Genomic DNA, 23114 nt, shown 5'->3' on the forward strand with positions numbered 1-23114 from the left:
TCAGTCTCCTTGCGCCGGTGCTTCTGCTTCGGCGCTGACGTCCAGTAGTACGCCCTTGCGTGTAATCACCCGGACGCGTTGCCCCACCTGCAGTGGCGTCTGGCATTGGGCCTGCCACTGCTCACCCTGCACCTGCACCGAGCCGATGAACGGGTCGCTGTCATTGACCGCCATCACTGTCGCCAGGCTGCCCACCAGCCCGGCATCACCGCTGACCAGCGCGCGCTTGCGCGCCTTCATGGCCATGCCCAAGACACCGCCGAGCAGCAGCGCCGAGAGCAGCGCGAGGGTCAGGATCAATGCCAGGGGGATGCCGAAGCCGGGCACATCGGTGTCCATCAATATCACCGCGCCGACCACGAACGCGACGATGCCGCCAAAGCCGACCACACCGAAACTGGGCAGGAACGCCTCGGCAATCATGAAGGCGATACCGAGCATGATCAGCGCCGCCCCGGCATAGCTCACCGGCAATAGCTGCAGGGCATACAGAGCGACCAGCAGGCAGATGCCGCCGATCACCCCGCCCACTCCGGAGCCGGGGCTCATGAACTCGAACATCAGCCCGTAGATGCCGATCATGATCAGGATCAGCGCCACGCTGGGGTTGGTGATCACCGCCAGCAGGCGCGTGCGCCAGTCCGGCTCGCGTTCGATGATCGCCACATTGGCCGTATGCAACTGCACCGGCTGGCCAGCGGCTTCCAGGCTCTTGCCGTCGAGTTGGCGCAGCAGGTCGGGGAGGTCGTTGGCGATACGGTCAATGACTTTCAGGCGCAGGGCTTCGTTGGCGGGCAGGCTCACCGATTCGCGCACCGCTTGCTCCGCCCAATCGGCATTGCGCCCGCGCAGTTGTGCCAGGCCGCGAATGTAGGCGGCGGCGTCGTTGATCTGCTTGCGGGTCAGGGTGTCCTGCTCACTGTTCGGCGCTTGCTTGTCGCCGGTGGGCGAGGCGGGCGGTGCGGCTGGGTCCTTGGGCGTGCCCGGCAGGCCGCCGATCTGTACCGGCGTGGCGGCGCCAAGGTTTGTGCCCGGGGCCATTGCCGCCACGTGGCTGGCATAAAGGATGTAAGTGCCGGCGCTGGCCGCGCGGGCGCCACCGGGCGCGACGAAGGTCGCGACGGGTACGGGGCTGGCGACAATCGCCTTGATGATCGCGCGCATCGAGCTGTCGAGCCCGCCCGGGGTGTCGAGGCGGATGACCACCAGTTGCGCCTGCTGTGCCTTGGCCTGTTCCAGGCCGCGTACCAGATAGTCGGCGCTGGCCGGACCGATGGCACCGTCGATACTCATCACCAGCACCGGATTGCCGGGCGCAGCCACGCCGCTCGTCAGGGCGCTGAGCATCAGTAGAAGCAGCAGGTGCCGACACCAGCGAGCGATCACCTGAATTCACCCGGGCAGTGCGTGTCCAATAAGTTTAGTCGGCTGCTTGATGCAGCACGGCCTAAACTTCAGAAGTGGGGGCGTTGTATCCGGAGGTGCATCATGCGTATGGCAAAAACCCTGCAGCAATGCCTGGACAAGGCCGGCTGCGACTATGAAATCGTTTCTCATCCGCACTCATCAACCAGCCTTGAGTCGGCGCGTACCGCCGGCGTACCTGCCGAGCGGGTGGCCAAGTCGGTCATGCTCGACGACCGCCGGGGCAATTACCTGATGGCCGTGCTACCGGCTAACCGTCACCTGGACATGAGCAAGGTGCGGGCCACCGGACCCTGGCAAATGACCCATGAAAGCGGCTTGCCACATCTGTTCGGCGACTGCGAACGTGGTGCCATTCCGGCGTTGGGTGATGCTTACTCGATCAAGATGCTGCTCGATCCGACCCTGACCCGTCAGGGGGATATTTATGTCGAGGCAGGCGATCACGATCACCTGATCCACATGAACATGACGCAGTACCTGAAACTGGTGCCAAACGCCGAAGTGCGTGAGGTTTGCTGATGATCAACCCACTGCCAGGCTGGCGTCGTGGATGCCCGGCCTGGCCCCAAGGAGTGACCCATGGAAGCACCAAACCACAAGTTTTCCGAATTGTTCAAGCAACTGGGATTACCTGACGATCCGAAGGGGATTGATCAATTCATAACCAGTCATTCGCCGCTAAAAAGCGATATCAAGCTGGTCGATGCACCGTTCTGGACCTCAAGCCAGCGAGCGTTTCTGAAAGACAGTATCGACGAAGATGCCGACTGGGCGGTGATGTTCGACCAGCTCAACGAGGCGCTGCGGCGTCCTAGAAAATAAACGCTGAGCGGCACATCTTCCGGTGAACGGCGTTGCTATGCTCAGGAAAAAACAACAAGGGGATAGCGCCAATGAAAGATCCCTATGCCGCCGGTTTCTGGTGTGCCGTGACTGCCCTGGGCCTGCTGACCGTCGGTTATTTCTACGGAATCAAACAGACCCACCAGCTGGGCCAGGCACTGGTGTTTCTCTATGCCGCCGGGGGCGTGATCGGTGCGTTGGCGCTGACCGCGCTGGCCTGGATTGGCTGGCAGCAATTGCGCGTGAGCAAGCGTCAGCTGGCCCAGGGCCGAACGCTGGTCGCGATCTGGAACACCAAGGTTGCCTTGCGCCGGGTCGAGACGGTGTTCGACCGCTATTTCTGGGGCAGCTACTGGCAGCCCGGACGCACCTTTCAGGAAGTGATGGGCGAGCTTGAAGGCACGCCGCTGGAGCAGAGCCTTGAAGCCCTGAAACGCCAATGCCGCGAGCTTGATCGCGAAACCCATGACCGCCGCCACTGGCTGGACAACGCCCGCGAGCTCTCGACCGTGGCCACCGCCATGGCCCGGGAACGTTATCAACTGGACTTGTGCGACTCGCAGCAAAGCAGCGGTCGTGGCGCCGCCGTGCTCAATCGCGACCTGGAAGTGCTGGTATACACCTGGTCGGCGCGCTTGCGCAGCTTCGACCACCAGCTCGACGAGCTGGAGGGCGAATACCGCTGAGCGCGCAGCGAATCAGTCGCCGCGAATGTACTGTTCCAGCTGCAGGATCATGTTGGCCTGTTCAGCGATGGCTTCCTTGACCAGGTCGCCAATCGACAACAGGCCGAGCAGTTCGCCGTTCTCGACCACCGGCAAGTGGCGCAGGTGACTGTTGGTCATCATGTTCATGCAGTATTCGACGTTCTGGTGCGGGTCGACGGTAATCACCGGCGCACTCATGATCGCACTGACGGGAGTGCCCACCGAACTGCGGCCCTTGAGCACCATCTTGCGCGCGTAGTCGCGCTCACTGACGATCCCCACTACACGCCCGTCCTGCACCACCGGCAGGGCACCGACGTTCTTCTCCGCCATCAACCTCAGCGCATCGAGCACCATGTGGTCGGGGCCGATGGTGTGAACCTGGTGGTGCTGCTGGGCTTTTGTTTTTAGAAGCTGTGCCACGGTTTTCATAGAGGCCTCTGCGATGCTGGGAGTGGGTGACGGCAGATAGCTAAAGAATCGTGTACTGATGGCTGCAGGGCAAGGGCGAAAGCGGCATCGATGTGATTGAAAAACGTCATGGGCGCAAAAATGCAAAAGCGGCCAATGATGGCCGCTTTGCTTTGAGACTCGATCATTCCGTGATCAAGCGATACCTTTCGGGTTTTGGCCGAAACGGTTCGGGCCTGGCTGGCTGTCCTGGCACAGGAAGATCAGGTTGACAATCGGGAGCAGCAGCCACCAGCCGCTACGGTCGGTGTCGTGCATGCGTCGAACGCCTACGGCGATGCCCGGGATCAGCAGTGCCAGGCTATACAGGTTGGAGAGGATGGCACCGGTACCGGCCACGCGGTCGATAAAGCCCAGCACCATGGCCACCAGGATGTTGACCAGGAAGAACATCCAGTATTCCTTGCGGCGCGCGCGGCCGGAGAACACGGCGTATTTCTTCAATACTTCAAAGTACCAGATGCCAGTCGGCGCAGGTGCGGCGGTCACAGGTGCTGCAGCAGCTTGCGGTGCACCACACGCCGGGCAAGCCAGGGCGCTGCTGTGGATTTCCTTGGCGCAGCCACGGCAAAAAACCATACTCATTTGTTGTCCCTTACATTAATTAACTGATAGTCCGATATACACAAACAGTGAAATACCCGACAAAGTCGCACCGGCAATTGCCATGTTGCTTCCCGGCTTTTTGTTGACGATGCTGAGCGTGCCCAGGATCAACCCGGTCAGCGCAAACAGGCCTAATCCCAACAGAGTGTTACGGTCCCAATCGGAATCGTCGAACAGTGAAAGCCCGCAGAGGATGCCGAGGATCAGCGAAGTGATGCCCATCCAGGGCGAGGGTTGGCTGGCAGGTTGCGAGGTGGCGGGGAGATACTGAGGGGCGCCGCACTGTGGGCAGCTGGGTGCCGTTTCATGGATTTCCTTGGCACAACCGCGGCAAAAAACCATTGCCATGACAATTCCTTTTGATCGTTTCTGCTTGCGTGTGTGCAGCAGAAGTCGGCGGGGAGTTTACCAAATATTTCATAGGTGGCGTAACAGTGGCAGCGCCCTGCTGAACCCCAAAGGATTTAACAGGGCGCGATACGTCAGCTCTTCTGCACGATCACCTGGCTGTTCAGGTCATTGAGCATGGCGTCCAGGGTTGGCTTCATCTTCTCGAAGTCCTTCACGCTGCACACCGCTTTCGGGTTGTGGAAGTCCAGGCGGCGCTTGACCACCAGGCTGTTGCCCTGCAGGGCATACTCGGCGCTGTAATCGAAGTGCTTGTCCTTGAGGGTCACAGGTTTGGGCGCGGCGATGATCTTGACGTCGGCCGGGAACTCGAAGCGTGCCTGTTCTTCGGTGATACCGGAGATGCAGGTGAAGTCCTGGGTACGCTGCTTCTCGGCGATGAAGCCGAAGACGTTCTGGGCGATGCCGCCGGCCAGGCTGGTCAGGGTCGGCACGCCGATCGGGCCGGGCAGGTTGACCAGGTTTTCACTGCGACCGTTGATGTGCATCTCGAAGGCGCCGCTGGTTTCCAGGTCATCGCTGCTGATCTTGCCGCTGCCACGCTGGCCGTAGGCGGCGAGGATGCGCTGGGTCAGCAGGTCGCGCTCGGCCGGTTGCATGTTGCGCATCATCCAGCGGTTCATCTCGGCGGCCCAACCGTCGATCTTCGAGGCATGCGTGAAGTCGGCGGCGCCGCTGCTGGCCACGGTATACGTGGTGCTGTTGTGCACCAGGCCTGGCTGGGTGGCCGGGGTGTGGCCGAGCTTGCCCGAGCGGGCCAGCACGGTAGGCTTGTCCAGCACCGGGGCTGGCAGATAGCCGCTGGCGATGGCTTCGGCAGTGGAGTCCAGGTACAGGTCCAGGCTCGGCACGTAGGTGACCACGTGGTTGATCACACCCAGGGTTGGCACCTTGGGCAGGGCGTAGGCACTGCCGAGGTTGATCAGGGCCGGGGTACTTTCAATGTTGACCGCGGCCAGCAGCGCTTCGAGCAGGGCTACGTGGTCTTTGCAATCGCCATAGCGGTTGCTCAGTACGGTGTCGGCAGCATGCGGCACGACGCCGCCCGCGCCGATGTACACCGCCACGTAGCGGATATTGCGGCGCACCCAGTCACCCAGGGCCAAGGCCTTGTCGCGTGGGTCATCGATCTTGGCTGTCAGCTTCTCGGCCAGCTCGCGGATGGCCGGCGTGACTTCGCTGTTGGCCCGCGCCGCGTAGGCTTTGGCGAATTCGCTGTAGTCAGCAAAGGTGGACACGGCCAGGTACTTGCCGTAGTCCGAGTAGGCTACCGCGCCCAATTCTGTACGAGCGTTGTCACCCTGCACGTAGTCCCACTGGTAAACCTTGCGGCCGGTCTCGGCCTTGGGGCTGGATGCCTTGAAACCCTTGGCCTCGGCATTGAGCTTGAGGTTCTTCGGCAGGTCGTAGATCAGGGTGAACTGTTTGGTGGGGTGGAACTGCGGCATCGCCAGGTCTTCGAACTGGCCGGGGAACAGCGGGGTCTTGCGCTGCTTCTTGAAGCTCAGCACCAGGCGGTCGCCGACTGCCACTTCCGGGAAAATCACCACCTTGACCAGGCTGTCATGGAACATTGGCGCCTGGGATGACTGGCGTTCCTGTTGCTCCTTGATCTGCTCTGGGCTGACCACGACCTTGCGGCCGTCCGGCTTCTGAGTGTAGGCCTGGGTAACTTCCAGGGTTTCCAGCGTGCGGTTGTAGTACAGCGATTGCTGGGCCTTGGCCTGGATCGCGCGTTCTTCGTTGATCAGCAGGACCAGGTCCTGGGTGGAGGCGTAGCTGCCGTCTTCGGCAACCACGGTGCGTAGAATGTCCTTTTCGATGGTGACGGAGGGGTCGGTACCGTCGTCCTTGGCCTGTGCCATGTTCAAGGCGAACAGACAGCACAGCATCCCGACCCACCGGGCCGGGGTCAAAGCGAACCGCTTCATAAAGATCCTTCTTGCTGGTGTATTCCAGGGGGCCTGACTCGATAAATGCGAATCAGTTAGTGGCATTTTGCCTCATCCGAAGGCTTCTCTGCTGCGACATTTTCTTGCGTGGGTATTTCCCAGTGTCGTAAGCGCAGCCTAGGTAGAGAGAGGCATGCACCAGCGCATCATGGGCGGCGACGCCGGAGCAGACAGCGAACAGCGCAGAGTGCCCGGCTTGGCAGTTGCCAAAGACGGAGTGGGCGGTGGCGGCGGATGTATCGAGTGGTGGATCGGGGACGATTTTTTTCATGTCGATGCTCACAAGTCGGAGCTGACACCGCAATCCGTTACCACCCGAATGGGTGGCAGCTGTACACGGGGTGGTAAACCGGGGTGAGCATCAATCCCGGCAGGCTCGAAAGCCTCCCGCATACAGCCGCCATTGACTGTATAGGATGATGCACACTCCGGGTTACCACGCCCGATCACCGAGATTTCGGTGATGGGTAGGAGCCTAGAGGCACGAGTTCCCAGGGACAAGCAGACGGGTATCGACAGACCGCGTAGGGTATTTCTTAGGACGACATATTTCGAGACTTCGAAACATCATCTGACATAGACGCGTGCTGGTAGCAGCGGGCTCGGAAAACAAAAAAGGCCCAGGTATTCACCTGAGCCTTGATCGATATGGCGCACTCGGCGGGATTCGAACCCACGACCCCTGCCTTCGGAGGGCAGTACTCTATCCAGCTGAGCTACGAGTGCAACGCGGGCGCCATGATACCCATCTAGGCTGGCGGCGTCCATCGTCAGAATGGCTGTGGTCGATTTCGCACATTCAAGGGGCTATAAATGACGTTGATCTGAAAAAATCAGCCGCACAGCGCTTTTTGTTCTTTTTTTCGAACACCCTATTGTCCTTTCTCCTCGTTGATCCTAGGATTCGTTTGAGATTTCAAACGCTCTCCTTTTTCTACAATCAATAATTCGCGCCGTGCCTGCACGGTGCAGTTAAGGAAGCCCGACATGCAGCTTAAAGACGCCCAGTTGTTCCGCCAGCAAGCCTTCATCAATGGAGAGTGGCTGGACGCGGACAACGGCCAGACGATCAAGGTCAACAACCCGGCAACGGGCGAGATCATCGGCACTGTGCCGAAGATGGGCGCCGCTGAAACCCGCCGTGCCATCGAGGCCGCCGACAAGGCGCTGCCGGCCTGGCGCGCGCTGACCGCCAAAGAACGTGCTGGCAAGCTGCGTCGCTGGTTCGAGCTGATGATCGAGCACCAGGACGACCTGGCCCGCCTGATGACCACCGAGCAGGGCAAGCCACTGGCCGAAGCCAAGGGCGAGATCGTCTACGCCGCTTCCTTTATCGAGTGGTTCGCTGAAGAAGCCAAGCGCGTCTACGGCGACACCATCCCGGGTCACCAGCCAGACAAGCGCCTGATCGTGATCAAGCAGCCGATCGGCGTGACCGCGGCCATTACCCCGTGGAACTTCCCGGCGGCGATGATCACCCGTAAAGCCGGCCCGGCCCTGGCCGCTGGCTGCACCATGGTGCTCAAGCCTGCTTCGCAAACCCCGTACTCGGCCCTGGCCCTGGTTGAGCTGGCCACCCGTGCCGGTATCCCGGCTGGCGTGCTGAGCGTGGTGACCGGCAGCGCCGGCGACATCGGCAGCGAGCTGACCGGCAACCCGATCGTGCGCAAGCTGTCGTTCACCGGCTCCACCGAGATCGGTCGCCAGCTGATGGCCGAATGCGCCAAGGACATCAAGAAGGTTTCCCTGGAGCTGGGCGGCAACGCGCCGTTCATCGTGTTTGACGACGCAGACCTGGATAAGGCCGTCGACGGCGCGATCATCTCCAAGTACCGCAACAACGGCCAGACCTGCGTCTGCGCCAACCGTATCTACGTGCAGGACGGCGTCTACGATGCCTTCGCCGAGAAGCTCAAGGCCGCTGTGGCCAAGCTGAAGATCGGCAACGGCCTGGAAGACGGCACCACCACCGGCCCGCTGATCGACGAAAAAGCCGTGGCCAAGGTCCAGGAGCACATTGCCGATGCAGTTGGCAAAGGCGCCCAGGTACTGACCGGCGGCAAGTTGATCGAAGGTAACTTCTTCGAGCCGACCGTGCTGGTCAACGTGCCAAACAACGCAGCGGTGGCCAAGGAAGAAACCTTCGGCCCGCTGGCGCCACTGTTCCGTTTCAAGGACGAGGCCGAAGTCATCGCCATGTCCAACGACACCGAGTTCGGTCTGGCCTCGTACTTCTATGCCCGTGACATGAGCCGTGTGTTCCGTGTCGCCGAAGCCCTGGAATACGGCATGGTCGGTATCAACACCGGTCTGATCTCCAACGAAGTCTCGCCGTTCGGCGGTATCAAGGCCTCGGGCCTGGGCCGCGAAGGTTCCAAGTACGGCATTGAGGACTACCTGGAAATCAAATACCTGTGCATCAGCATCTGATCGCAGCGTAAGGCTTTACCTCTGCCAGCGGGGCGCGAGAGCGACGTCTCGCTGGCCTTTTTACACCGTACACCCCGTGGCCTGGGCCCCTGCAGCAGTCGATCAACGCATGCTGCCTGCAGTTGAATACCGGCCACTCCGACTTGAATCGCGCCACCTTGTGGGTGGCGAATTGAGGACATTATGAGCAAGACCAACGAATCTTTGATGCAACGTCGTGTCGCCGCAGTTCCACGTGGTGTTGGCCAGATCCACCCGATCTTCGCCGAGTCGGCAAAGAACGCCACTGTCACTGACGTCGAAGGCCGCGAGTTCATCGACTTCGCCGGCGGTATCGCAGTACTGAACACCGGTCACGTGCATCCGAAGATCATCGCTGCCGTTGAAGCCCAGCTGCACAAGCTGACCCATACCTGCTTCCAGGTCCTGGCCTACGAGCCGTACGTCGAGCTGTGCGAAAAGATCAACGCCAAGGTACCAGGCGACTTCGCCAAGAAAACCCTGCTGGTCACCACCGGTTCCGAAGCCGTTGAAAACGCGGTCAAGATCGCCCGCGCCGCCACTGGCCGTGCCGGCGTGATCGCCTTCACCGGCGCTTACCACGGCCGTACCATGATGACCCTGGGCCTGACCGGTAAAGTCGTGCCTTACTCGGCCGGCATGGGCCTGATGCCAGGCGGCATCTTCCGCGCCCTGTACCCGAACGAGCTGCACGGTGTGAGCATCGACGACTCGATCGCTTCCATCGAGCGTATCTTCAAGAACGACGCCGAACCCCGTGACATCGCGGCAATCATCATCGAGCCAGTTCAGGGCGAAGGTGGTTTCTATGTTGCGCCGAAAGAGTTCATGAAGCGCCTGCGTGCCCTGTGTGACCAGCACGGCATCCTCCTGATCGCTGACGAAGTGCAGACCGGCGCTGGCCGTACCGGCACCTTCTTCGCCATGGAACAGATGGGCGTTGCTCCAGACCTGACCACCTTCGCCAAATCCATCGCTGGTGGCTTCCCGCTGGCCGGTGTGTGCGGCAAGGCCGAGTACATGGACGCCATCGCCCCAGGCGGCCTGGGCGGCACCTACGCCGGTAGCCCGATCGCTTGCGCCGCGGCCCTGGCGGTGATGGACGTGTTCGAAGAAGAGAAACTGCTGGACCGCAGCAAGGCCGTTGGCGAGCGTCTGGTCGCCGGCTTGCGCAAGATCCAGGACAAGCACCCGATCATCGGTGACGTGCGTGCCCTGGGCTCGATGATCGCGGTTGAAGTGTTCGACAAAGCCGGCTCCCACACCCCGAACGCTGCTGCTGTCGCTTCGGTCGTGGCCAAGGCGCGCGACAAGGGCCTGATCCTGCTGTCGTGCGGCACCTACGGCAACGTCCTGCGTATCCTGGTTCCGCTGACCTCGCCTGATGAGCAACTGGACCAAGGTCTGGCAATCATCGAAGAGTGCTTCGCAGAACTCGCGTAAACTGTGACGCATTAGAAGAAAAACCCGCTTCGGCGGGTTTTTTTTCGCTCAAAGGATGGCCAGGGAGCTAAGGTTGCCTACAAGGAGACACCTTGGAAGGTGCACGGGATTGCGTGTAGCGGAATATCGGGAGAGTTGTGTATGAGCGTTGTAGAGCCCGCCCAGGCACCGTGCGTGCTGATTGCCGAAGGTGATCCCTGGGTACGGGACATGCTGAGCCAGATGCTCCTCAGTGTGCGCTGCGATGCGCGCCTGCAGGTGTGCGCCGATGGCTCGCAAGCGCTGGCGGCGCTGGCCAGCAAGCCGGACCTGATCATCGCCGCACGCGAGCTGCCCGGCGGCGATGGCCTCGACCTGCTGCGCAATGTGCGTGCCAAGGGCCGCCAGCCGGTATTGCCGTTCATTCTCATGAGCAACCGCAGTGACGCCGCCAGTGTGCGCGAGGTGCTGCCGTTCGCGCCGACCGCTTACCTGAGCAAGCCGCTGAACATGGACGCCCTGCGCCAGCGCCTGGAAGACTTGTTGCTCAGCGCCGGGGAGGAGGTCGCTTGCCCGGTACCACCGTTGCAGCCAGGCGCGACTTTGCCGCGCTTTCTGCAAGGGCGCCGCGCCACCTCCGATGGCGGCCCGCTGTTCGCTGATGTGAAGTTGGCAATCAAGCGCAGCCTGCAGCCCCAGGGCCTGGACCTCAAGGTACTGGAAGCCGAGATCCGCAACGATCCACAGGTCACCGCCGTGCTGATCGCCGCCGCCAACAGCGCTGCACTGCATCGCGACGGTGCGGTGCAGAGCCTGATGCAGGCGCTGAACAAGCTGGGCACGACCCAGAGCATGAACCTGATTCTGGGGCTGGCGCTCAAGCGTAGCGCCAAGCTCAGCGATCCAATCCTGTCGCGCCATGCCGAACACTTCTGGGGCTTGTCGCTGCACACCGCCGAATACGCGCGGACCCTGGCGCGCATGCTCGAACTCGACCAGGAGCGCTGCTATTGCGCCGGCTTGCTGCATTGCCTGGGCGATCTGGCGCTGCTGCGATGTTTGCAGGAGTGGCAGCAGGCCGGGGGTGAGCTGGATGAGGATTCGGTGGAGTTGTCGCTCAACGAGTTTGGTGCGGCGTTCGGCTCGGCGCTGCGTACCCGCTGGCGGCTACCGCTGGAGCTGCGTGAACTGATTGCGGCGATCTACCAGTTGGGCGGCGGGGTGTATTCGCGCGATGCGCTGGTGATGAACCTGGCCGGGCAGTTGGCGCGCTTGCCGGCGGATCAGGGGTTGGAAGGCCTGGCTGAAAGCAAGACGGCGCGCTTGCTCAAGGTGGGGATGGCGGAGCTGGGCAGGTTGCGCAAGGTTTGAGATTTTGGGGTCGCTTTGCGGCCCAATCGCTGGCAAGGCCAGCTCCCACAGGGTTTGCATGCCCCGGCCCTTGTGGGAACTGGCTTGCCAGCGATGCTTTTCAGCCTCTTACAATCTGATTCTTGCCCTGGCGCTTGGCCTGGTACATCGCCGCATCCGCCCGGGCAAACAGGCTGTCCAGCGACTCGTCGGCCTCGGTGATCCCGGTCAGGCCCTGGCTCACCGTCACCCCGAATACCTTGTCGTCATGGCTGAAGCTCAAGCGCTGGATCTCGCGCTGCAGGCGCTCGGCGATGTGCTGGGCAATTTCCGGCGTGCAGCCCGGAAACACCGCGGCGAACTCCTCGCCACCAATGCGCCCGAACTGGTCGCCACGGCGCAGCACCGCCTTGCCGGTATCAGCGATGCGCTGTAGCACATAGTCGCCTTCCTGGTGGCCGTAGGTGTCGTTGATCTGCTTGAAGTCATCGATGTCGAGCAGCAGGAACGCTAACGGCGCCTGCTCCCGTCGTGCGGTTTCGAAGGCATGCTGGGCGCACTCGAAGAAGTGTCGGCGGTTGCTGCTCTGGGTCAGTACGTCGGTGGTCGCCAGGCGCTGCAGCTCGCCTTCGAGCTGCTTCTTTTCGGTGATGTCCTCGGCCATGCCGACAATGATCACCCGCTGGTCCGGCATGGCCTGTTGGCTGATGAAGCATTTGTCGCTGATCCAGCGCACCTGGCCGTCGGCGGCGATGATGCGGTACTCGCGATCCTCCACTGCGCCTTTTTCCAGCACTTGCGCCAGGCTCCGTTCGGCGTAGTCCAGGTCATCGGGGTAGATGCTGTCGCGCCATTCGTTGAAGTCGGCCAGCAACAGGCCGGCCGGCCGGCCAAAAATGCGTTCGTAGGCGGGACTGACGTAGAGCACCTGGCGGCTTTCCCAGTCGAATGCCCAGAGCACGGCATTGACGCTGTCGAGCAAAGAGCTAAACAGCTGTTCACGCTCACTCAGGCGCGCGACTTCGCCTTGGGCATGCATCAGGGCCAGAAGGGTTTGGGCGGCTTCAGGTGGCGGGTTGCAGGCCAGGGTTGTTGGAGTGTTCTTGACCATTTGCGCGGAAATTCTCACGACTGGGGCGTGCGGCCACGACCCGGCCCGCCACGCGGGCGATATGCCTGTCAGAGTGAGATTCGGCGGCTAAGTTCCGGTCGGCGCGCCGCTAAGCCGGCGCGCCGATCAACGGCATCAGGCCAGGGCAGGGCGCAGCGAGTAGGTCTTGAGCTGGGCGGCGAAGTCGCGCAGCGACTGGATACCGCTGGCCTCGGCTTCGTGTACCCAGTCTTTCATGGCCGCGAGCATGTCGTGGCCGTTGGCGCTGGTGCGCGCCCAGATCTGTTGCAGGGCCAGGCGTTTCTCGTAGATGGTTTTCAGTGCCTGGCTGTGCTCGAGCATGGTCTGGATGCGCAGGTGATGACGGTCTTCCAGCAGGCTGGTTTCCCGCGACAGCAAACGCTTGGCACGGCGGAACTGGTGACGGACCGAATCGTCGACCCGCGCCAGCTCCTGCTGGACCAGCGGCGCGATCACCAGCTTGCGGTACTGGGCCATGATCTGGAAGCGGTTGTTGAGGATCGCCATGGCGGTGTCCATGTCCAGCTGGCCCTTGCCTTCGACCCGGTGGGCGATAGGCGCGACGCGCTGCACCTTGGCCAGGCGCAGCCAGCAGAACAGCTTGATCCAGGCCCAGCCCATGTCGAACTCCCAGCGCTTGACCGACAGCTTGGCCGAGTTGGGGTAGGTGTGGTGGTTGTTGTGCAGCTCTTCACCGCCAATGATGATGCCCCAGGGCACCAGGTTGGTGGCGGCGTCGCGGCACTCGAAGTTGCGATAGCCGACCGCATGGCCCAGGCCGTTGACCACGCCGGCAGCCCAGAATGGAATCCACATCATCTGCACGGCCCAGATGGTGATGCCGGCGGTGCCGAACAGCAGCAGGTCGATCACCGCCATCAGGGCGATGCCGCCGAGCTTGTAGCGGCTGTAGAGGTTGCGTTCGATCCAGTCTTCCGGGCAGTTCTTGCCGTAGATGCGCAGGGTTTCCGGGTTCTGTGCCTCTTCGCGGTACAGCTCGGCGCCCTTGCGCAGCACCGTCGACAGGCCCTTGATGACCGGGCTGTGCGGGTCGTCGACGGTTTCGCATTTGGCGTGGTGCTTGCGGTGGATGGCGGTCCACTCGCGGGTGTTCTGCGCCGTGGTCAGCCACAGCCAGAAACGGAAAAAGTGCTTGAGCCCGGCGTTGAGTTCCAGCGAGCGGTGGGCGGAATAACGGTGCAGGTAAACGGTAACGCTGACGATGGTCACATGCGTCATTACCAGGGTAACTGCCAGCAATTGCCACACTGACAAGTTGAGCAAACCTTCGTACCACATAGGCGAAATGGCCCTCAAAAACATAGGGAACAGCGGGAAACATTATCCCTGCGCCAGCAAATAAAACCAGTCGGCCTTTTAGATAGGAGGTCACCGGATGTTTCTACCCTATAATCCCCCACAAATTTTTGTGGGTTTGCCCGGGACCTTATGTCTGCTTCCATTCGAGACGCCATGCGCATGGCGGCGCTCTACCTTGTGCTATCGGTATTGTGGCTGGCACTGTCTGATCAATTATTGAACAGTCTTTTCGATGCGCCTGAGCAAATCGGCCGCTGGCAGCTGATCAGCGCGCATTTCTGGGTGTTGTGCAGTGCCCTGCTGATTTTTGTCTCGCGCGCCCGCCTGCTCAATTTCATCGGCGTCGGTGTGCGCTTGCGCCGTGAAGACCGCGAGCGTCTGCGCATGGCTGCCGCGGTGTTCGACAGCACCCTGGAAGGGGTGCTGGTCACCGACCGCGATGGCCTGATCGTGCATGTGAATCGGGCATTCATGCAGATCACCGGTTACGACAAGGACGAAGTGCTTGGCCAGCGCCCGAGCAAGTTCAAGTCCGGCCGCCATGTTGCCGCGTTCTACCAGCAGATTTACGCCACCCTGGCGCAAAAGGGCGAGTGGAGCGGCGAGATCTGGAACCGGCGCAAAAGCGGCGAGGTGTATCCGCAATGGCAGACGATTTGCGCCATCCGCGATGATAGCGGCGAGTTGAGCCATTACGTCGCGGTGTTCAGCGACATCAGCGCGATCAAGCATTCCGAGCGCGAGCTGGCGTATCTGGCCCATCACGACCCGCTCACCGACCTGCCCAACCGCCTGCTGTTCAACGACCGCACCGCGCAGGCACTGGCTGCGGCACAGACCAACAAGCGCGGTTGCGCCTTGCTGCTGCTCGACCTGGACCACTTCCAGAGCATCAACGACAGCCTTGGCCACAACATTGGCGACCAGTTGCTCAAGGTGGTCGGTGAGCGCTTGCGCTCGCTCCTGGGCAATGGTGTGACCCTGGCCCGCCTGGGCGGTGACGAGTTCGCCGTGCTGGCCGAAAACTGCTCGCAGGTCGGCCAGGCCGCAGCCTTGGCGCAGAGCATCATCGATGGCATGAAAGCGCCATTCGAGGTCGATAGCCAGCGCTTGTTCATCAGCGTCAGCATCGGCATCAGCCTGTTCCCCAGCGACGCCTTGAGCGCCGAGCAGTTGCTGCGCAATGCCGACTCCGCGCTGTTCAAGGCCAAGAGCAGCGGCCGTGCCGGTTATGCGCTGTACACCGAAGAGCTGACCGCTCACGCCCAGCAGCGGGTCGAGACCGCTGGCGAGCTGCGCCGGGCCTTGGAGCAGGAAGAGCTGCGGGTCTATTACCAGCCGGTACATGACCTGTGCAGCGGCAAGATGATCGGTGTCGAGGCGCTGGTGCGCTGGCAGCATCCGCAGCGCGGGCTGGTGCCGCCCGGGGAGTTCATCCCGATTGCCGAACGCACCGGGCTGATTGCCGATATCGACACCTGGGTGTTGCGCCAGGCCTGCCTGCAGAGGGTGCAATGGCAGGCCGAGGGGCGGGCGCTGGAATTTGTTGCAGTGAATATCTCCAGCCGCCTGTTTGGTCATCGTGACCTTTATCAGCAAGTGGCGCAGGTGCTGCACGACACGGCGCTGGACCCGGCGTTGCTGGAGCTGGAGGTTACCGAAAGCGCGGTGATGGACGACCCTGAAGTAGCCCTTGAGCAATTGCATCGGCTGCGTGAGTTGGGCTTGCGCCTGGCCATCGATGACTTTGGCACCGGCTATTCGTCGTTGCTGCGGCTCAAGCGCCTGCCGGTGCAGAAGCTCAAGATCGACCAGGGTTTTGTCGCCGGCTTGCCCTGTGATGAAGACGATGTGGCGATTGTGCGGGTGATTATCGCCCTGGCCCGGAGCATGGGCATGCTGGTGCATGCCGAGGGCATCGAGCAGGCCGAGCAGGCGCGCTTTCTGCTGGAGCAACAGTGTCAGCTGGGCCAGGGCTACTGGTTCGGGCGGCCGGTGCCGGCGCAGCAATTGCGCTGGGCCTGAGGGCCCTATCGCGGGGCGGTGATCCGACTGGTCCCGCGAAACTCTATTTCAGTTATATAAAAATTCTTAAATAGTATTTTTAAGAATATTCGCGTCCCCCTAAGATTGCCCTCAAGCCAGGCGCAGTCGCTCCCCTTCACGCACTGCACGGCACCCATATCACAGGAGCACGAGCATGAGCGCATCTCTGCGTAGCGTTGACGGTCAGGACGAAGCCACCATTCTGCGCGAAATCCAGAGCGCCCTGCGTGACCTGCGGTTTGGCGCGGTGGAAATCACCGTGCACAACGCCCAGGTCGTGCAGATCGAACGCAAGGAAAAGTTCCGCCTGCAGAACCCCGGCAACAAGCCCAGCTGATTATCGCGCCACCTAATTAGAAAAATACGCCAATCGGGAGCTTCACCATGTCCATCCGCCGTTATGCCCTGGCCGCCCTCGCCAGCGCCGTTTTTGCCGGTTCCGCAATCGCCAAGGACTACGAACTGCTGAACGTGTCCTATGATCCGACCCGCGAGTTGTATCAGCAGTACAACGCCGAGTTCGTCAAGCACTGGCAGCAGGCTCACCCGGACGACAAGGTGAAGATCCAGCAGTCCCACGGTGGTTCGGGCAAGCAGGCCCGCGCGGTGATCGACGGCCTGCGCGCCGACGTGGTGACCCTGGCCCTGGCCGGCGACATCGACGAAGTGGCCAAGCTCGGCAAGACCCTGCCGGACAACTGGCAGACCCGCCTGCCGGACGCCAGCACCCCCTACACCTCGACCATCGTGTTCCTGGTGCGCAAGGGCAACCCGAAAGGCATCAAGGACTGGGGCGACCTGATCAAGAAAGACGTCTCGGTCATCACGCCGAACCCGAAAACCTCCGGCGGCGCCCGCTGGAACTTCCTCGCTGCCTGGGCCTACGGTCTGAAAAGCGGTGGCAGCGAAGCCAAGGCCCAGGCATACGTGAAAGAGCTGTTCAAGCACGTACCGGTACTGGACACCGGCGCCCGTGGCTCGACCATCACCTTCGTCAACAACGGTCAGGGTGACGTGTTGCTGGCCTGGGAAAACGAAGCCTTCCTGGCCCTCAAGGAAGATGGTGGCGCCGACAAGTTCGAGATCGTCGTGCCGTCGCTGTCGATCCTCGCCGAGCCGCCCGTGGCGGTAGTCGACAAGAACGCGCAGAAGAAGGGCAACGAGCAGATCGCCGAGGCGTACCTCAAGCACCTGTACAGCCCGGCCGGGCAGAAGATTGCCGCCGAGAACTTCTACCGCCCGCGTGACCCGAAAGTTGCTGCCGAATACGCCAAGCAGTTCCCTAAACTGGACCTGGTGACTATCGACAAAGACTTCGGTGGCTGGAAGACTGCCCAACCCAAGTTCTTCAACGATGGTGGCGTGTTCGACCAGATCTACACGGCGCAGTGATGCAATGCCCGTCAGGATAATCGCCGTTCAGTAGCCAGCATGGGCCCGGGATTCGTCCCGGGCTTCGTGCGTTCAACCAGGGACCTTTATGTCACGTCGTATTTCCCCCGTCATACCCGGCTTCGGGCTGACGCTGGGCTACACCTTGGTGTACCTCAGCCTGATTGTGCTGATACCGCTGGCCGCCATGTTCATACATGCCGCCCAGCTCACCTGGGAGCAGTTCTGGGCCATCGTCAGCGCACCGCGAGTGCTCGCGGCGCTCAAGCTGAGCTTCGGCACGGCCCTCTACGCTGCCATCATCAACGGTATCATCGGTACCCTGCTGGCCTGGGTGCTGGTGCGCTATACCTTCCCCGGGCGCAAGATCATCGATGCCATGATCGACCTGCCGTTCGCCCTGCCCACGGCGGTGGCCGGTATCGCCTTGACCGCGCTGTACGCACCGGCCGGCCTGGTTGGCCAGTTCGCCACCGACCTGGGTTTCAAGATTGCTTACACCCCGCTGGGTATCACCCTGGCGCTGACCTTCGTGACCCTGCCGTTCGTGGTGCGTACGGTGCAGCCGGTGCTGGCCGACATCCCCCGTGAAGTCGAAGAGGCCGCCGCCTGCCTGGGTGCCAAGCCGCTGCAGGTGTTTCGCTATGTGCTGGCGCCGGCACTGTTGCCGGCATGGCTGACCGGCTTTGCCCTGGCTTTTGCCCGGGGCGTTGGCGAGTATGGTTCGGTGATCTTCATCGCCGGCAACATGCCGATGAAGACCGAGATCCTGCCGCTGCTGATCATGGTCAAGCTCGACCAGTACGACTACACCGGCGCCACCGCCATCGGCGTGTTGATGCTGGTGGTTTCCTTCATCCTGTTGCTGCTGATCAACCTGCTGCAGCGGCGCATCGAAACCCCTTGAAGGAGGCCACGTCCATGTCTGCGACTTCTATTGGCGCGGCCGCTTCGGCCAACGCCGCCCGCCGTGGCAGTGCCACTTCACGGCGCATCCTGATCAGCCTTGGCTGGTTGATCTTTGCCCTGTTCCTGCTGCTGCCGCTGGTGATCGTGGTGTCCCAGGGCCTGAAAATGGGCCTGGGAACGTTCTTCGAGGCGATCTTCGAGCCCGACGCCTTGTCGGCGCTGAAGCTGACCCTGATCGCCGTGGCCATCTCGGTGCCGCTGAACCTGGTGTTCGGGGTCAGCGCCGCCTGGTGCGTGAGCAAGTACACCTTCCGTGGCAAGAGCATCCTGGTCACCCTTATCGACCTGCCATTTTCGGTGTCGCCGGTGATCGCAGGCCTGGTCTACGTGCTGATGTTCGGTGCCCAGGGCCTGTTCGGGCCGTGGCTGCAGGATCACGACATCCAGATCGTCTTCGCCTTGCCGGGCATCGTTCTGGCGACCATCTTCGTCACCGTGCCGTTCGTGGCTCGTGAACTGATCCCGCTGATGCAGGAGCAGGGCACCCAGGAAGAGGAGGCCGCGCGCCTGCTCGGTGCCAACGGCTGGCAAATGTTCTGGCACGTGACCCTGCCCAACATCAAATGGGGCCTGATCTACGGCGTGGTGTTGTGTACCGCGCGGGCGATGGGTGAGTTTGGTGCGGTGTCGGTGGTGTCCGGGCACATTCGCGGGGTGACCAACACCTTGCCGCTGCACGTCGAGATCCTCTACAACGAATACAACCACGTTGCGGCCTTCAGCGTCGCCAGCCTGTTGCTGATCCTGGCGCTCTTCATCCTGCTGCTCAAGCAGTGGAGCGAGTCCCGTATTAACCGTCTGCGCCATAACGCGGCGGAGGAATAATTCATGTCGATCGAAGTTCGTAACGTCAGCAAGCGCTTCAACGCTTTCCAGGCACTGGACAGCATCAACCTGGATATCCACAGCGGCGAGCTGGTGGCCTTGCTCGGCCCGTCCGGCTGCGGCAAGACCACCCTGCTGCGGATCATCGCCGGGCTGGAAACCCCCGACCAGGGCAGCATCGTCTTCCACGGCGAAGACGTCTCCGGCCACGACGTGCGTGATCGCAACGTCGGTTTCGTGTTCCAGCACTACGCGCTGTTCCGCCACATGAGCGTGTTCGACAACGTCGCCTTCGGCTTGCGCATGAAGCCCAAGGGCGAGCGCCCGAGCGAGAGCAAGATTGCCGAGAAGGTCCACGAGCTGCTGAACATGGTCCAGCTCGACTGGCTCAGCGACCGTTACCCGGAACAGTTGTCTGGCGGCCAGCGCCAGCGTATTGCCCTGGCCCGCGCCCTGGCGGTGGAGCCCAAGGTGCTGCTGCTCGACGAGCCGTTCGGTGCGCTGGATGCCAAGGTGCGTAAAGAGCTGCGCCGCTGGTTGGCGCGCCTGCACGAGGACATCAACCTGACGTCGGTGTTCGTCACCCATGACCAGGAAGAAGCCATGGAAGTTGCTGACCGTATCGTGGTGATGAACAAGGGCGTGATCGAGCAGATCGGCTCGCCGGGCGAGGTCTACGAGAACCCGGCTAGCGACTTTGTTTATCACTTCCTCGGCGACTCCAACCGCCTGCACCTGAGTGAAGGCCACCACGTGTTGTTCCGCCCGCATGAAGTGTCGCTGTCGCGTCACGAGATCGAGGGCCACCACCCGGCCGAAGTACGCGATATCCGCCCGCTGGGGGCAACTACCCGGGTGACCTTGAAGGTCGAAGGGCAGAGCGAGCTGATCGAGGCCGAGGTGGTCAAGGACCATGACAGCCTGAGTGGTTTGGCGCGCGGCGAGACCTTGTTCTTCAAGCCCAAGGTCTGGCAGAAAGTGGCCAATATCTAAGGGCCTCATCGCTGGCAAGCCAGCTCCCACAGGTACTGCATACACTGAACCCTGTGGGAGCTGGCTTGCCAGCGATGGGCTGCAAAGCAGCCCCTACCACACCCCGATCTTCACCACGCTATCCTCCCGCGGCTCGCCATAACGAAACCACTGCCCACGCCGCTCGATTTCGGCATGGCTGATGGTGGTCCGCCGCTTCAAGCCCCTTAGCCATTCGAACAAGTAGCCCTGGTGCGTCTCGCGCACATCCGCGTAGGCCGGATCCGCGCCCAGGTCGTGCAATTCCTGCGGGTCATTGAGCAGGTCGAACAGCTGCGCGCGAAAGCCGTCATAGGCCAGGTACTTCCAGCGCTCGCTGCGCACCATGGTCATCCGGCAACGATCGATCGGCTGGCCCAGGCGCTCGCGGGCCGGGGCCTGGAAGGCGTAGTCGTATTCGGCGATGGCATAGCTGCGCCAGGTGCTGGCCGTGCCATGCAATAGCGGAATCAACGAGCGCCCCTCCAGCCGATGCTCGGCACTCGGCAGCCCCAGCGCTTCGAGAAAGGTCGGCAGCGCATCGATGGTTTCCACCAAGCGCTCATCCACCGTGCCCCGGCTGACATCGGCCGCCGCGCGCGGATCACGCACGATCAGTGGCACACCCACCGCCGGCTCGAGGAGAAACTCCTTTTCGCCCAGGCCGTGGTCGCCGAGGAAATCGCCGTGATCGCTGGTGAACACGATCAGCGTGTCATCCCAGCGCCCATTGCTTTGCAACACATCGAACAGGCGCCCGAGCTGGTCGTCGATCTGTTTGATCAGGCCCATGTAGGTGGGGATCACTTTCAGGCGTACTTCTTCGCGAGAGAAGTTGAGGCTTTCCTGATGCTGGCGGAACGCGGCATACACCGGGTGATTGTTGTCTTGCTGAACGGGTATGGCTGCCTGCACCTGGCTGGCGTTGTACAGCGCGTGGTACGGCGCGGGGGCGATGTAGGGCCAGTGCGGCTTGATGTACGACAGGTGCAGGCACCAGGGCTGCTCGCCCTGGGCCTGGATGAAGTCGATGGCGCGGTCGGTGGTATAGACCGTCTCCGAATGCTGCTCGGGCAGGCGCGTGGGCAGGTCGGCGTTGCGCATGTGCCAGCCGCTGAGGATTTTGCCGTCGTCGCCCTCGGCGGCATTGGCCCAGCTGTGCCAGGGGTTGTCGCCGGTAAAGCCATGGTCGCGCAGGTAGCGGGTGTAGGGCGCGCTTTCGCGTTTGTCGGCGAACAGCGAATCGTCGGGGAAGATCCCGTCGTGACGGGCAACGGGCTCGAAACCCACCTCGTTGAGTTGTTCGGCCATGCTCCCGAGCGGGTCGATGGCCAGTTGTTGCAAGGCTTCCTGGTTCGGCGTGGCGTGGGTCTTGCCCACCAGCGCGGTGCGGATCCCGGCCGGACGCAGGTAATCGCCCAGGGTCAGTTCCTCCAACGGCAGCGGCACAGCGTTCCAGGCGACCTGATGGCTGCTGACATAGCGCCCGGTGTAGGCCGACATTCGCGACGGCCCGCAGATGGTGCCCTGGGTATAGGCGCGGCTGAAGCGCACCCCGGCGGCGGCCAGGCGGTCGATGTTCGGCGTGTGCAAGTGGCGGTGGCCGTAGCACGAGAGGTAATCGCGACGCAGTTGGTCGCACATGATGTACAGCACGTTGCGCACGGCAGTGGGGTGGGGCATGGCAGTCACCTGAGCGAATTTCAGCTGACTGTTTTCGCCGCCCGAGGCACGCATCACAAGCGCATTTGGCGAATGCTGGCGATGCGTGCCGCGCAATGGCTCAGATCGCCAGCTGCTCCAGGTTGCAGGTGTCCAGGGCGCGGTCGGCCTGATCGGTGAGGATGATCTGCTCGATCATTGCCTCGGCCAGCGGCGACAGGCGCAGGCGCGCCTGGCTGACGATGCCATAGCGGGTGTAGAGCTCCTCGCAGTTGTCACCCAGGCCGTCGATGTTCAGCCGTACCAGCTTGCCATTAGCGTTGTGCAGGGCGTCGCTGTACGAACCGCAGATGCCGATCGCATCGGAGTTGAGCACGACGCCAAGCAGGCTGTAACTGTTCTCGCACTCGACGTTGGCGACGAAATCCGGGCGACCGCTCAGGTCGGCGATCACCTTGCGCAGGTTTGGCGGACGCAAGGTGACGGCCAGTGGGTACTGCAACAGCTGCTCGGCGCTGACGCCGGGCTGCGCCGCCAGCGGATGCCCGGCACGGCAGCAGAAGTGCCAGCGCCGTGGGCGCAAGCGCAGGGTCTGGTACTGCGGATCGGCTTCGAAGTGGCGGGTGTCGGCAACGAAGAATTCGAACTCCTCGGCCAGCAGGCGCTTGTTCAGGCTCTGCCAGTCATCGACCTGAAACTGCACCCGTGCCTTGGGGTAGCGGCCGATGAAGCCGCCAATCGCCCGCGGCACCAGGCCCGCTGCTGGCGCCGGGCCGCAGCCGAAACGCAGCTCGCCCGCCTCCAGGCCATTGAACTGGCTGATTTCGTTGCTCAGCTGGCGCGCGCCACCGACCAGCCGCCGCGCGTGTTCGAGCACCACCAGGCCTTGCTTGGTCGGCGGCAGCTCCTTGTGCGAGCGGTCCACCAACTGGCAACCGACACTGTGCTCCAGGGCCTGGATGCTGCGGCTGAAGGCCGATTGCGAGAGGTTCACCGCTGTCGCCGCGGCGACGAAGCTGCGGTGTTCGGCAAGGGCGATCAGGTGGCGGAGTTGGCGCAGGTCTATATGCATTTTTCACATAAAAAGTATCGGGCAAATGCATTTGCTCTGCCTCTGGT

General features: G+C 62.2%; 22 protein-coding genes and 1 tRNA gene. 12 read left to right on the plus strand and 11 right to left on the minus strand.

The annotated features are described in order from the left end of the window. Complete coding sequence (locus tag BV82_RS01480) at positions 1-1386, minus strand: NfeD family protein (protein WP_036995349.1); 1386 nt, start codon at positions 1384-1386, stop codon at positions 1-3. A gap of 102 nt (positions 1387-1488) precedes the next feature. Here BV82_RS01480 and BV82_RS01485 point away from each other — a divergent pair, with 102 nt between their 5' ends. The 3 genes from BV82_RS01485 (at position 1489) to BV82_RS01495 (ending at position 2957) form a co-directional block, all read left to right on the plus strand. Then, entirely contained in the window at positions 1489-1947 is a 459-nt protein-coding gene (locus tag BV82_RS01485; RefSeq protein ID WP_010222082.1) for an aminoacyl-tRNA deacylase, read from the plus strand. Between the two features lie 60 nt (positions 1948-2007). Continuing rightward, positions 2008-2250 carry a DUF2789 domain-containing protein gene (locus BV82_RS01490; protein WP_010222083.1) on the plus strand — a complete coding sequence of 81 codons (243 nt, stop codon included), beginning with the start codon at positions 2008-2010 and terminating at the stop codon, positions 2248-2250. A 71-nt stretch (positions 2251-2321) separates the two neighbouring features. Next, on the plus strand, positions 2322-2957 hold the full coding sequence (locus BV82_RS01495; protein ID WP_010222084.1) for a hypothetical protein: 636 nt from the start codon (positions 2322-2324) through the stop codon (positions 2955-2957). Between the two features lie 12 nt (positions 2958-2969). Here BV82_RS01495 and BV82_RS01500 read toward each other — a convergent pair whose 3' ends face one another. From BV82_RS01500 to BV82_RS01525, 6 genes are all read right to left on the minus strand, one after another. Beyond that, positions 2970-3410 carry a CBS domain-containing protein gene (locus tag BV82_RS01500; protein WP_010222085.1) on the minus strand — a complete coding sequence of 147 codons (441 nt, stop codon included), beginning with the start codon at positions 3408-3410 and terminating at the stop codon, positions 2970-2972. A gap of 174 nt (positions 3411-3584) precedes the next feature. Further along, the gene (locus BV82_RS01505) at positions 3585-4034 is read right to left on the minus strand and encodes a DUF805 domain-containing protein (RefSeq protein WP_010222087.1); all 450 of its coding nucleotides are present in this window, start codon (positions 4032-4034) and stop codon (positions 3585-3587) included. Between the two features lie 15 nt (positions 4035-4049). Then, on the minus strand, positions 4050-4403 hold the full coding sequence (locus BV82_RS01510; protein ID WP_010222088.1) for a hypothetical protein: 354 nt from the start codon (positions 4401-4403) through the stop codon (positions 4050-4052). 134 nt (positions 4404-4537) lie between these two features. Next, a complete protein-coding gene (locus BV82_RS01515) occupies positions 4538-6394 on the minus strand; it encodes a DUF3857 domain-containing transglutaminase family protein (RefSeq protein ID WP_010222089.1) in 1857 nt (618 codons plus the stop codon). A 52-nt stretch (positions 6395-6446) separates the two neighbouring features. Further along, complete coding sequence (locus BV82_RS01520) at positions 6447-6686, minus strand: hypothetical protein (RefSeq protein ID WP_200874275.1); 240 nt, start codon at positions 6684-6686, stop codon at positions 6447-6449. 378 nt (positions 6687-7064) lie between these two features. Continuing rightward, positions 7065-7141, minus strand: a tRNA-Arg gene (locus BV82_RS01525). A gap of 261 nt (positions 7142-7402) precedes the next feature. On the opposite strand from BV82_RS01525, the gene gabD reads away from it, so the two are divergent. The 3 genes from gabD to BV82_RS01540 all read left to right on the plus strand — a co-directional run bounded on the left by gabD (position 7403) and on the right by BV82_RS01540 (position 11659). Next, complete coding sequence (gene gabD, locus BV82_RS01530) at positions 7403-8845, plus strand: NADP-dependent succinate-semialdehyde dehydrogenase (RefSeq protein WP_010222091.1); 1443 nt, start codon at positions 7403-7405, stop codon at positions 8843-8845. 183 nt (positions 8846-9028) lie between these two features. After that, on the plus strand, positions 9029-10309 hold the full coding sequence (gene gabT, locus BV82_RS01535) for a 4-aminobutyrate--2-oxoglutarate transaminase (RefSeq protein ID WP_010222092.1): 1281 nt from the start codon (positions 9029-9031) through the stop codon (positions 10307-10309). A 141-nt stretch (positions 10310-10450) separates the two neighbouring features. After that, entirely contained in the window at positions 10451-11659 is a 1209-nt protein-coding gene (locus tag BV82_RS01540) for a response regulator (protein WP_036995350.1), read from the plus strand. A 100-nt stretch (positions 11660-11759) separates the two neighbouring features. On the opposite strand, the gene BV82_RS01545 is transcribed toward BV82_RS01540, so the two are convergent. Continuing rightward, positions 11760-12749, minus strand: coding sequence for a GGDEF domain-containing protein (locus BV82_RS01545; RefSeq protein WP_010222094.1), 990 nt, complete (start codon positions 12747-12749; stop codon positions 11760-11762). A gap of 135 nt (positions 12750-12884) precedes the next feature. Then, entirely contained in the window at positions 12885-14069 is a 1185-nt protein-coding gene (desA, locus tag BV82_RS01550) for a delta-9 fatty acid desaturase DesA (RefSeq protein WP_010222095.1), read from the minus strand. Between the two features lie 150 nt (positions 14070-14219). Between desA and dibA the strand changes: the two genes are divergently transcribed. The 6 genes from dibA (at position 14220) to BV82_RS01580 (ending at position 20315) form a co-directional block, all read left to right on the plus strand. Continuing rightward, positions 14220-16115 carry a phosphodiesterase DibA gene (gene dibA / locus BV82_RS01555; RefSeq protein WP_036995351.1) on the plus strand — a complete coding sequence of 632 codons (1896 nt, stop codon included), beginning with the start codon at positions 14220-14222 and terminating at the stop codon, positions 16113-16115. 175 nt (positions 16116-16290) lie between these two features. Next, on the plus strand, positions 16291-16473 hold the full coding sequence (gene oscA, locus BV82_RS01560) for a sulfur starvation response protein OscA (RefSeq protein ID WP_007941032.1): 183 nt from the start codon (positions 16291-16293) through the stop codon (positions 16471-16473). Between the two features lie 47 nt (positions 16474-16520). Next, a complete protein-coding gene (locus BV82_RS01565; protein ID WP_036995353.1) occupies positions 16521-17528 on the plus strand; it encodes a sulfate ABC transporter substrate-binding protein in 1008 nt (335 codons plus the stop codon). 88 nt (positions 17529-17616) lie between these two features. Continuing rightward, positions 17617-18435, plus strand: coding sequence for a sulfate ABC transporter permease subunit CysT (gene cysT, locus BV82_RS01570; RefSeq protein WP_010222098.1), 819 nt, complete (start codon positions 17617-17619; stop codon positions 18433-18435). 14 nt (positions 18436-18449) lie between these two features. Next, positions 18450-19322, plus strand: a complete 873-nt coding sequence (gene cysW, locus BV82_RS01575; protein ID WP_010222099.1) for a sulfate ABC transporter permease subunit CysW — start codon at positions 18450-18452, stop codon at positions 19320-19322. A 3-nt stretch (positions 19323-19325) separates the two neighbouring features. Further along, complete coding sequence (locus BV82_RS01580) at positions 19326-20315, plus strand: sulfate/molybdate ABC transporter ATP-binding protein (RefSeq protein WP_010222100.1); 990 nt, start codon at positions 19326-19328, stop codon at positions 20313-20315. Between the two features lie 93 nt (positions 20316-20408). On the opposite strand, the gene BV82_RS01585 is transcribed toward BV82_RS01580, so the two are convergent. Further along, entirely contained in the window at positions 20409-22016 is a 1608-nt protein-coding gene (locus BV82_RS01585; RefSeq protein WP_036995580.1) for an alkaline phosphatase family protein, read from the minus strand. Between the two features lie 100 nt (positions 22017-22116). Further along, the gene (locus BV82_RS01590) at positions 22117-23067 is read right to left on the minus strand and encodes a LysR family transcriptional regulator (RefSeq protein ID WP_036995354.1); all 951 of its coding nucleotides are present in this window, start codon (positions 23065-23067) and stop codon (positions 22117-22119) included. Positions 23068-23114 lie beyond the last annotated feature (47 nt).

The sequence above is a fragment of the Pseudomonas donghuensis genome, from assembly GCF_000696345.2.
In the GTDB taxonomy this organism is placed as follows: Bacteria; Pseudomonadota; Gammaproteobacteria; order Pseudomonadales; family Pseudomonadaceae; genus Aquipseudomonas; species Aquipseudomonas donghuensis.

What these genes read in the sequence shown, in the direction of transcription:
- BV82_RS01485 (WP_010222082.1), top strand. Translation starts at nt 1,489, where the DNA reads ATGCGTATGGCAAAAACCCTGCAGCAATGCCTGGACAAGGCCGGCTGC.
- BV82_RS01490 (WP_010222083.1), top strand. Translation starts at nt 2,008, where the DNA reads ATGGAAGCACCAAACCACAAGTTTTCCGAATTGTTCAAGCAACTGGGA.
- BV82_RS01495 (WP_010222084.1), top strand. Translation starts at nt 2,322, where the DNA reads ATGAAAGATCCCTATGCCGCCGGTTTCTGGTGTGCCGTGACTGCCCTG.
- BV82_RS01500 (WP_010222085.1), bottom strand. Translation starts at nt 3,410, where the DNA reads ATGAAAACCGTGGCACAGCTTCTAAAAACAAAAGCCCAGCAGCACCAC.
- BV82_RS01505 (WP_010222087.1), bottom strand. Translation starts at nt 4,034, where the DNA reads ATGAGTATGGTTTTTTGCCGTGGCTGCGCCAAGGAAATCCACAGCAGC.
- BV82_RS01510 (WP_010222088.1), bottom strand. Translation starts at nt 4,403, where the DNA reads ATGGCAATGGTTTTTTGCCGCGGTTGTGCCAAGGAAATCCATGAAACG.
- BV82_RS01515 (WP_010222089.1), bottom strand. Translation starts at nt 6,394, where the DNA reads ATGAAGCGGTTCGCTTTGACCCCGGCCCGGTGGGTCGGGATGCTGTGC.
- BV82_RS01520 (WP_200874275.1), bottom strand. Translation starts at nt 6,686, where the DNA reads ATGAAAAAAATCGTCCCCGATCCACCACTCGATACATCCGCCGCCACC.
- gabD (WP_010222091.1), top strand. Translation starts at nt 7,403, where the DNA reads ATGCAGCTTAAAGACGCCCAGTTGTTCCGCCAGCAAGCCTTCATCAAT.
- gabT (WP_010222092.1), top strand. Translation starts at nt 9,029, where the DNA reads ATGAGCAAGACCAACGAATCTTTGATGCAACGTCGTGTCGCCGCAGTT.
- BV82_RS01540 (WP_036995350.1), top strand. Translation starts at nt 10,451, where the DNA reads ATGAGCGTTGTAGAGCCCGCCCAGGCACCGTGCGTGCTGATTGCCGAA.
- BV82_RS01545 (WP_010222094.1), bottom strand. Translation starts at nt 12,749, where the DNA reads ATGGTCAAGAACACTCCAACAACCCTGGCCTGCAACCCGCCACCTGAA.
- desA (WP_010222095.1), bottom strand. Translation starts at nt 14,069, where the DNA reads ATGTGGTACGAAGGTTTGCTCAACTTGTCAGTGTGGCAATTGCTGGCA.
- dibA (WP_036995351.1), top strand. Translation starts at nt 14,220, where the DNA reads ATGTCTGCTTCCATTCGAGACGCCATGCGCATGGCGGCGCTCTACCTT.
- oscA (WP_007941032.1), top strand. Translation starts at nt 16,291, where the DNA reads ATGAGCGCATCTCTGCGTAGCGTTGACGGTCAGGACGAAGCCACCATT.
- BV82_RS01565 (WP_036995353.1), top strand. Translation starts at nt 16,521, where the DNA reads ATGTCCATCCGCCGTTATGCCCTGGCCGCCCTCGCCAGCGCCGTTTTT.
- cysT (WP_010222098.1), top strand. Translation starts at nt 17,617, where the DNA reads ATGTCACGTCGTATTTCCCCCGTCATACCCGGCTTCGGGCTGACGCTG.
- cysW (WP_010222099.1), top strand. Translation starts at nt 18,450, where the DNA reads ATGTCTGCGACTTCTATTGGCGCGGCCGCTTCGGCCAACGCCGCCCGC.
- BV82_RS01580 (WP_010222100.1), top strand. Translation starts at nt 19,326, where the DNA reads ATGTCGATCGAAGTTCGTAACGTCAGCAAGCGCTTCAACGCTTTCCAG.
- BV82_RS01585 (WP_036995580.1), bottom strand. Translation starts at nt 22,016, where the DNA reads ATGCCCCACCCCACTGCCGTGCGCAACGTGCTGTACATCATGTGCGAC.
- BV82_RS01590 (WP_036995354.1), bottom strand. Translation starts at nt 23,067, where the DNA reads ATGCATATAGACCTGCGCCAACTCCGCCACCTGATCGCCCTTGCCGAA.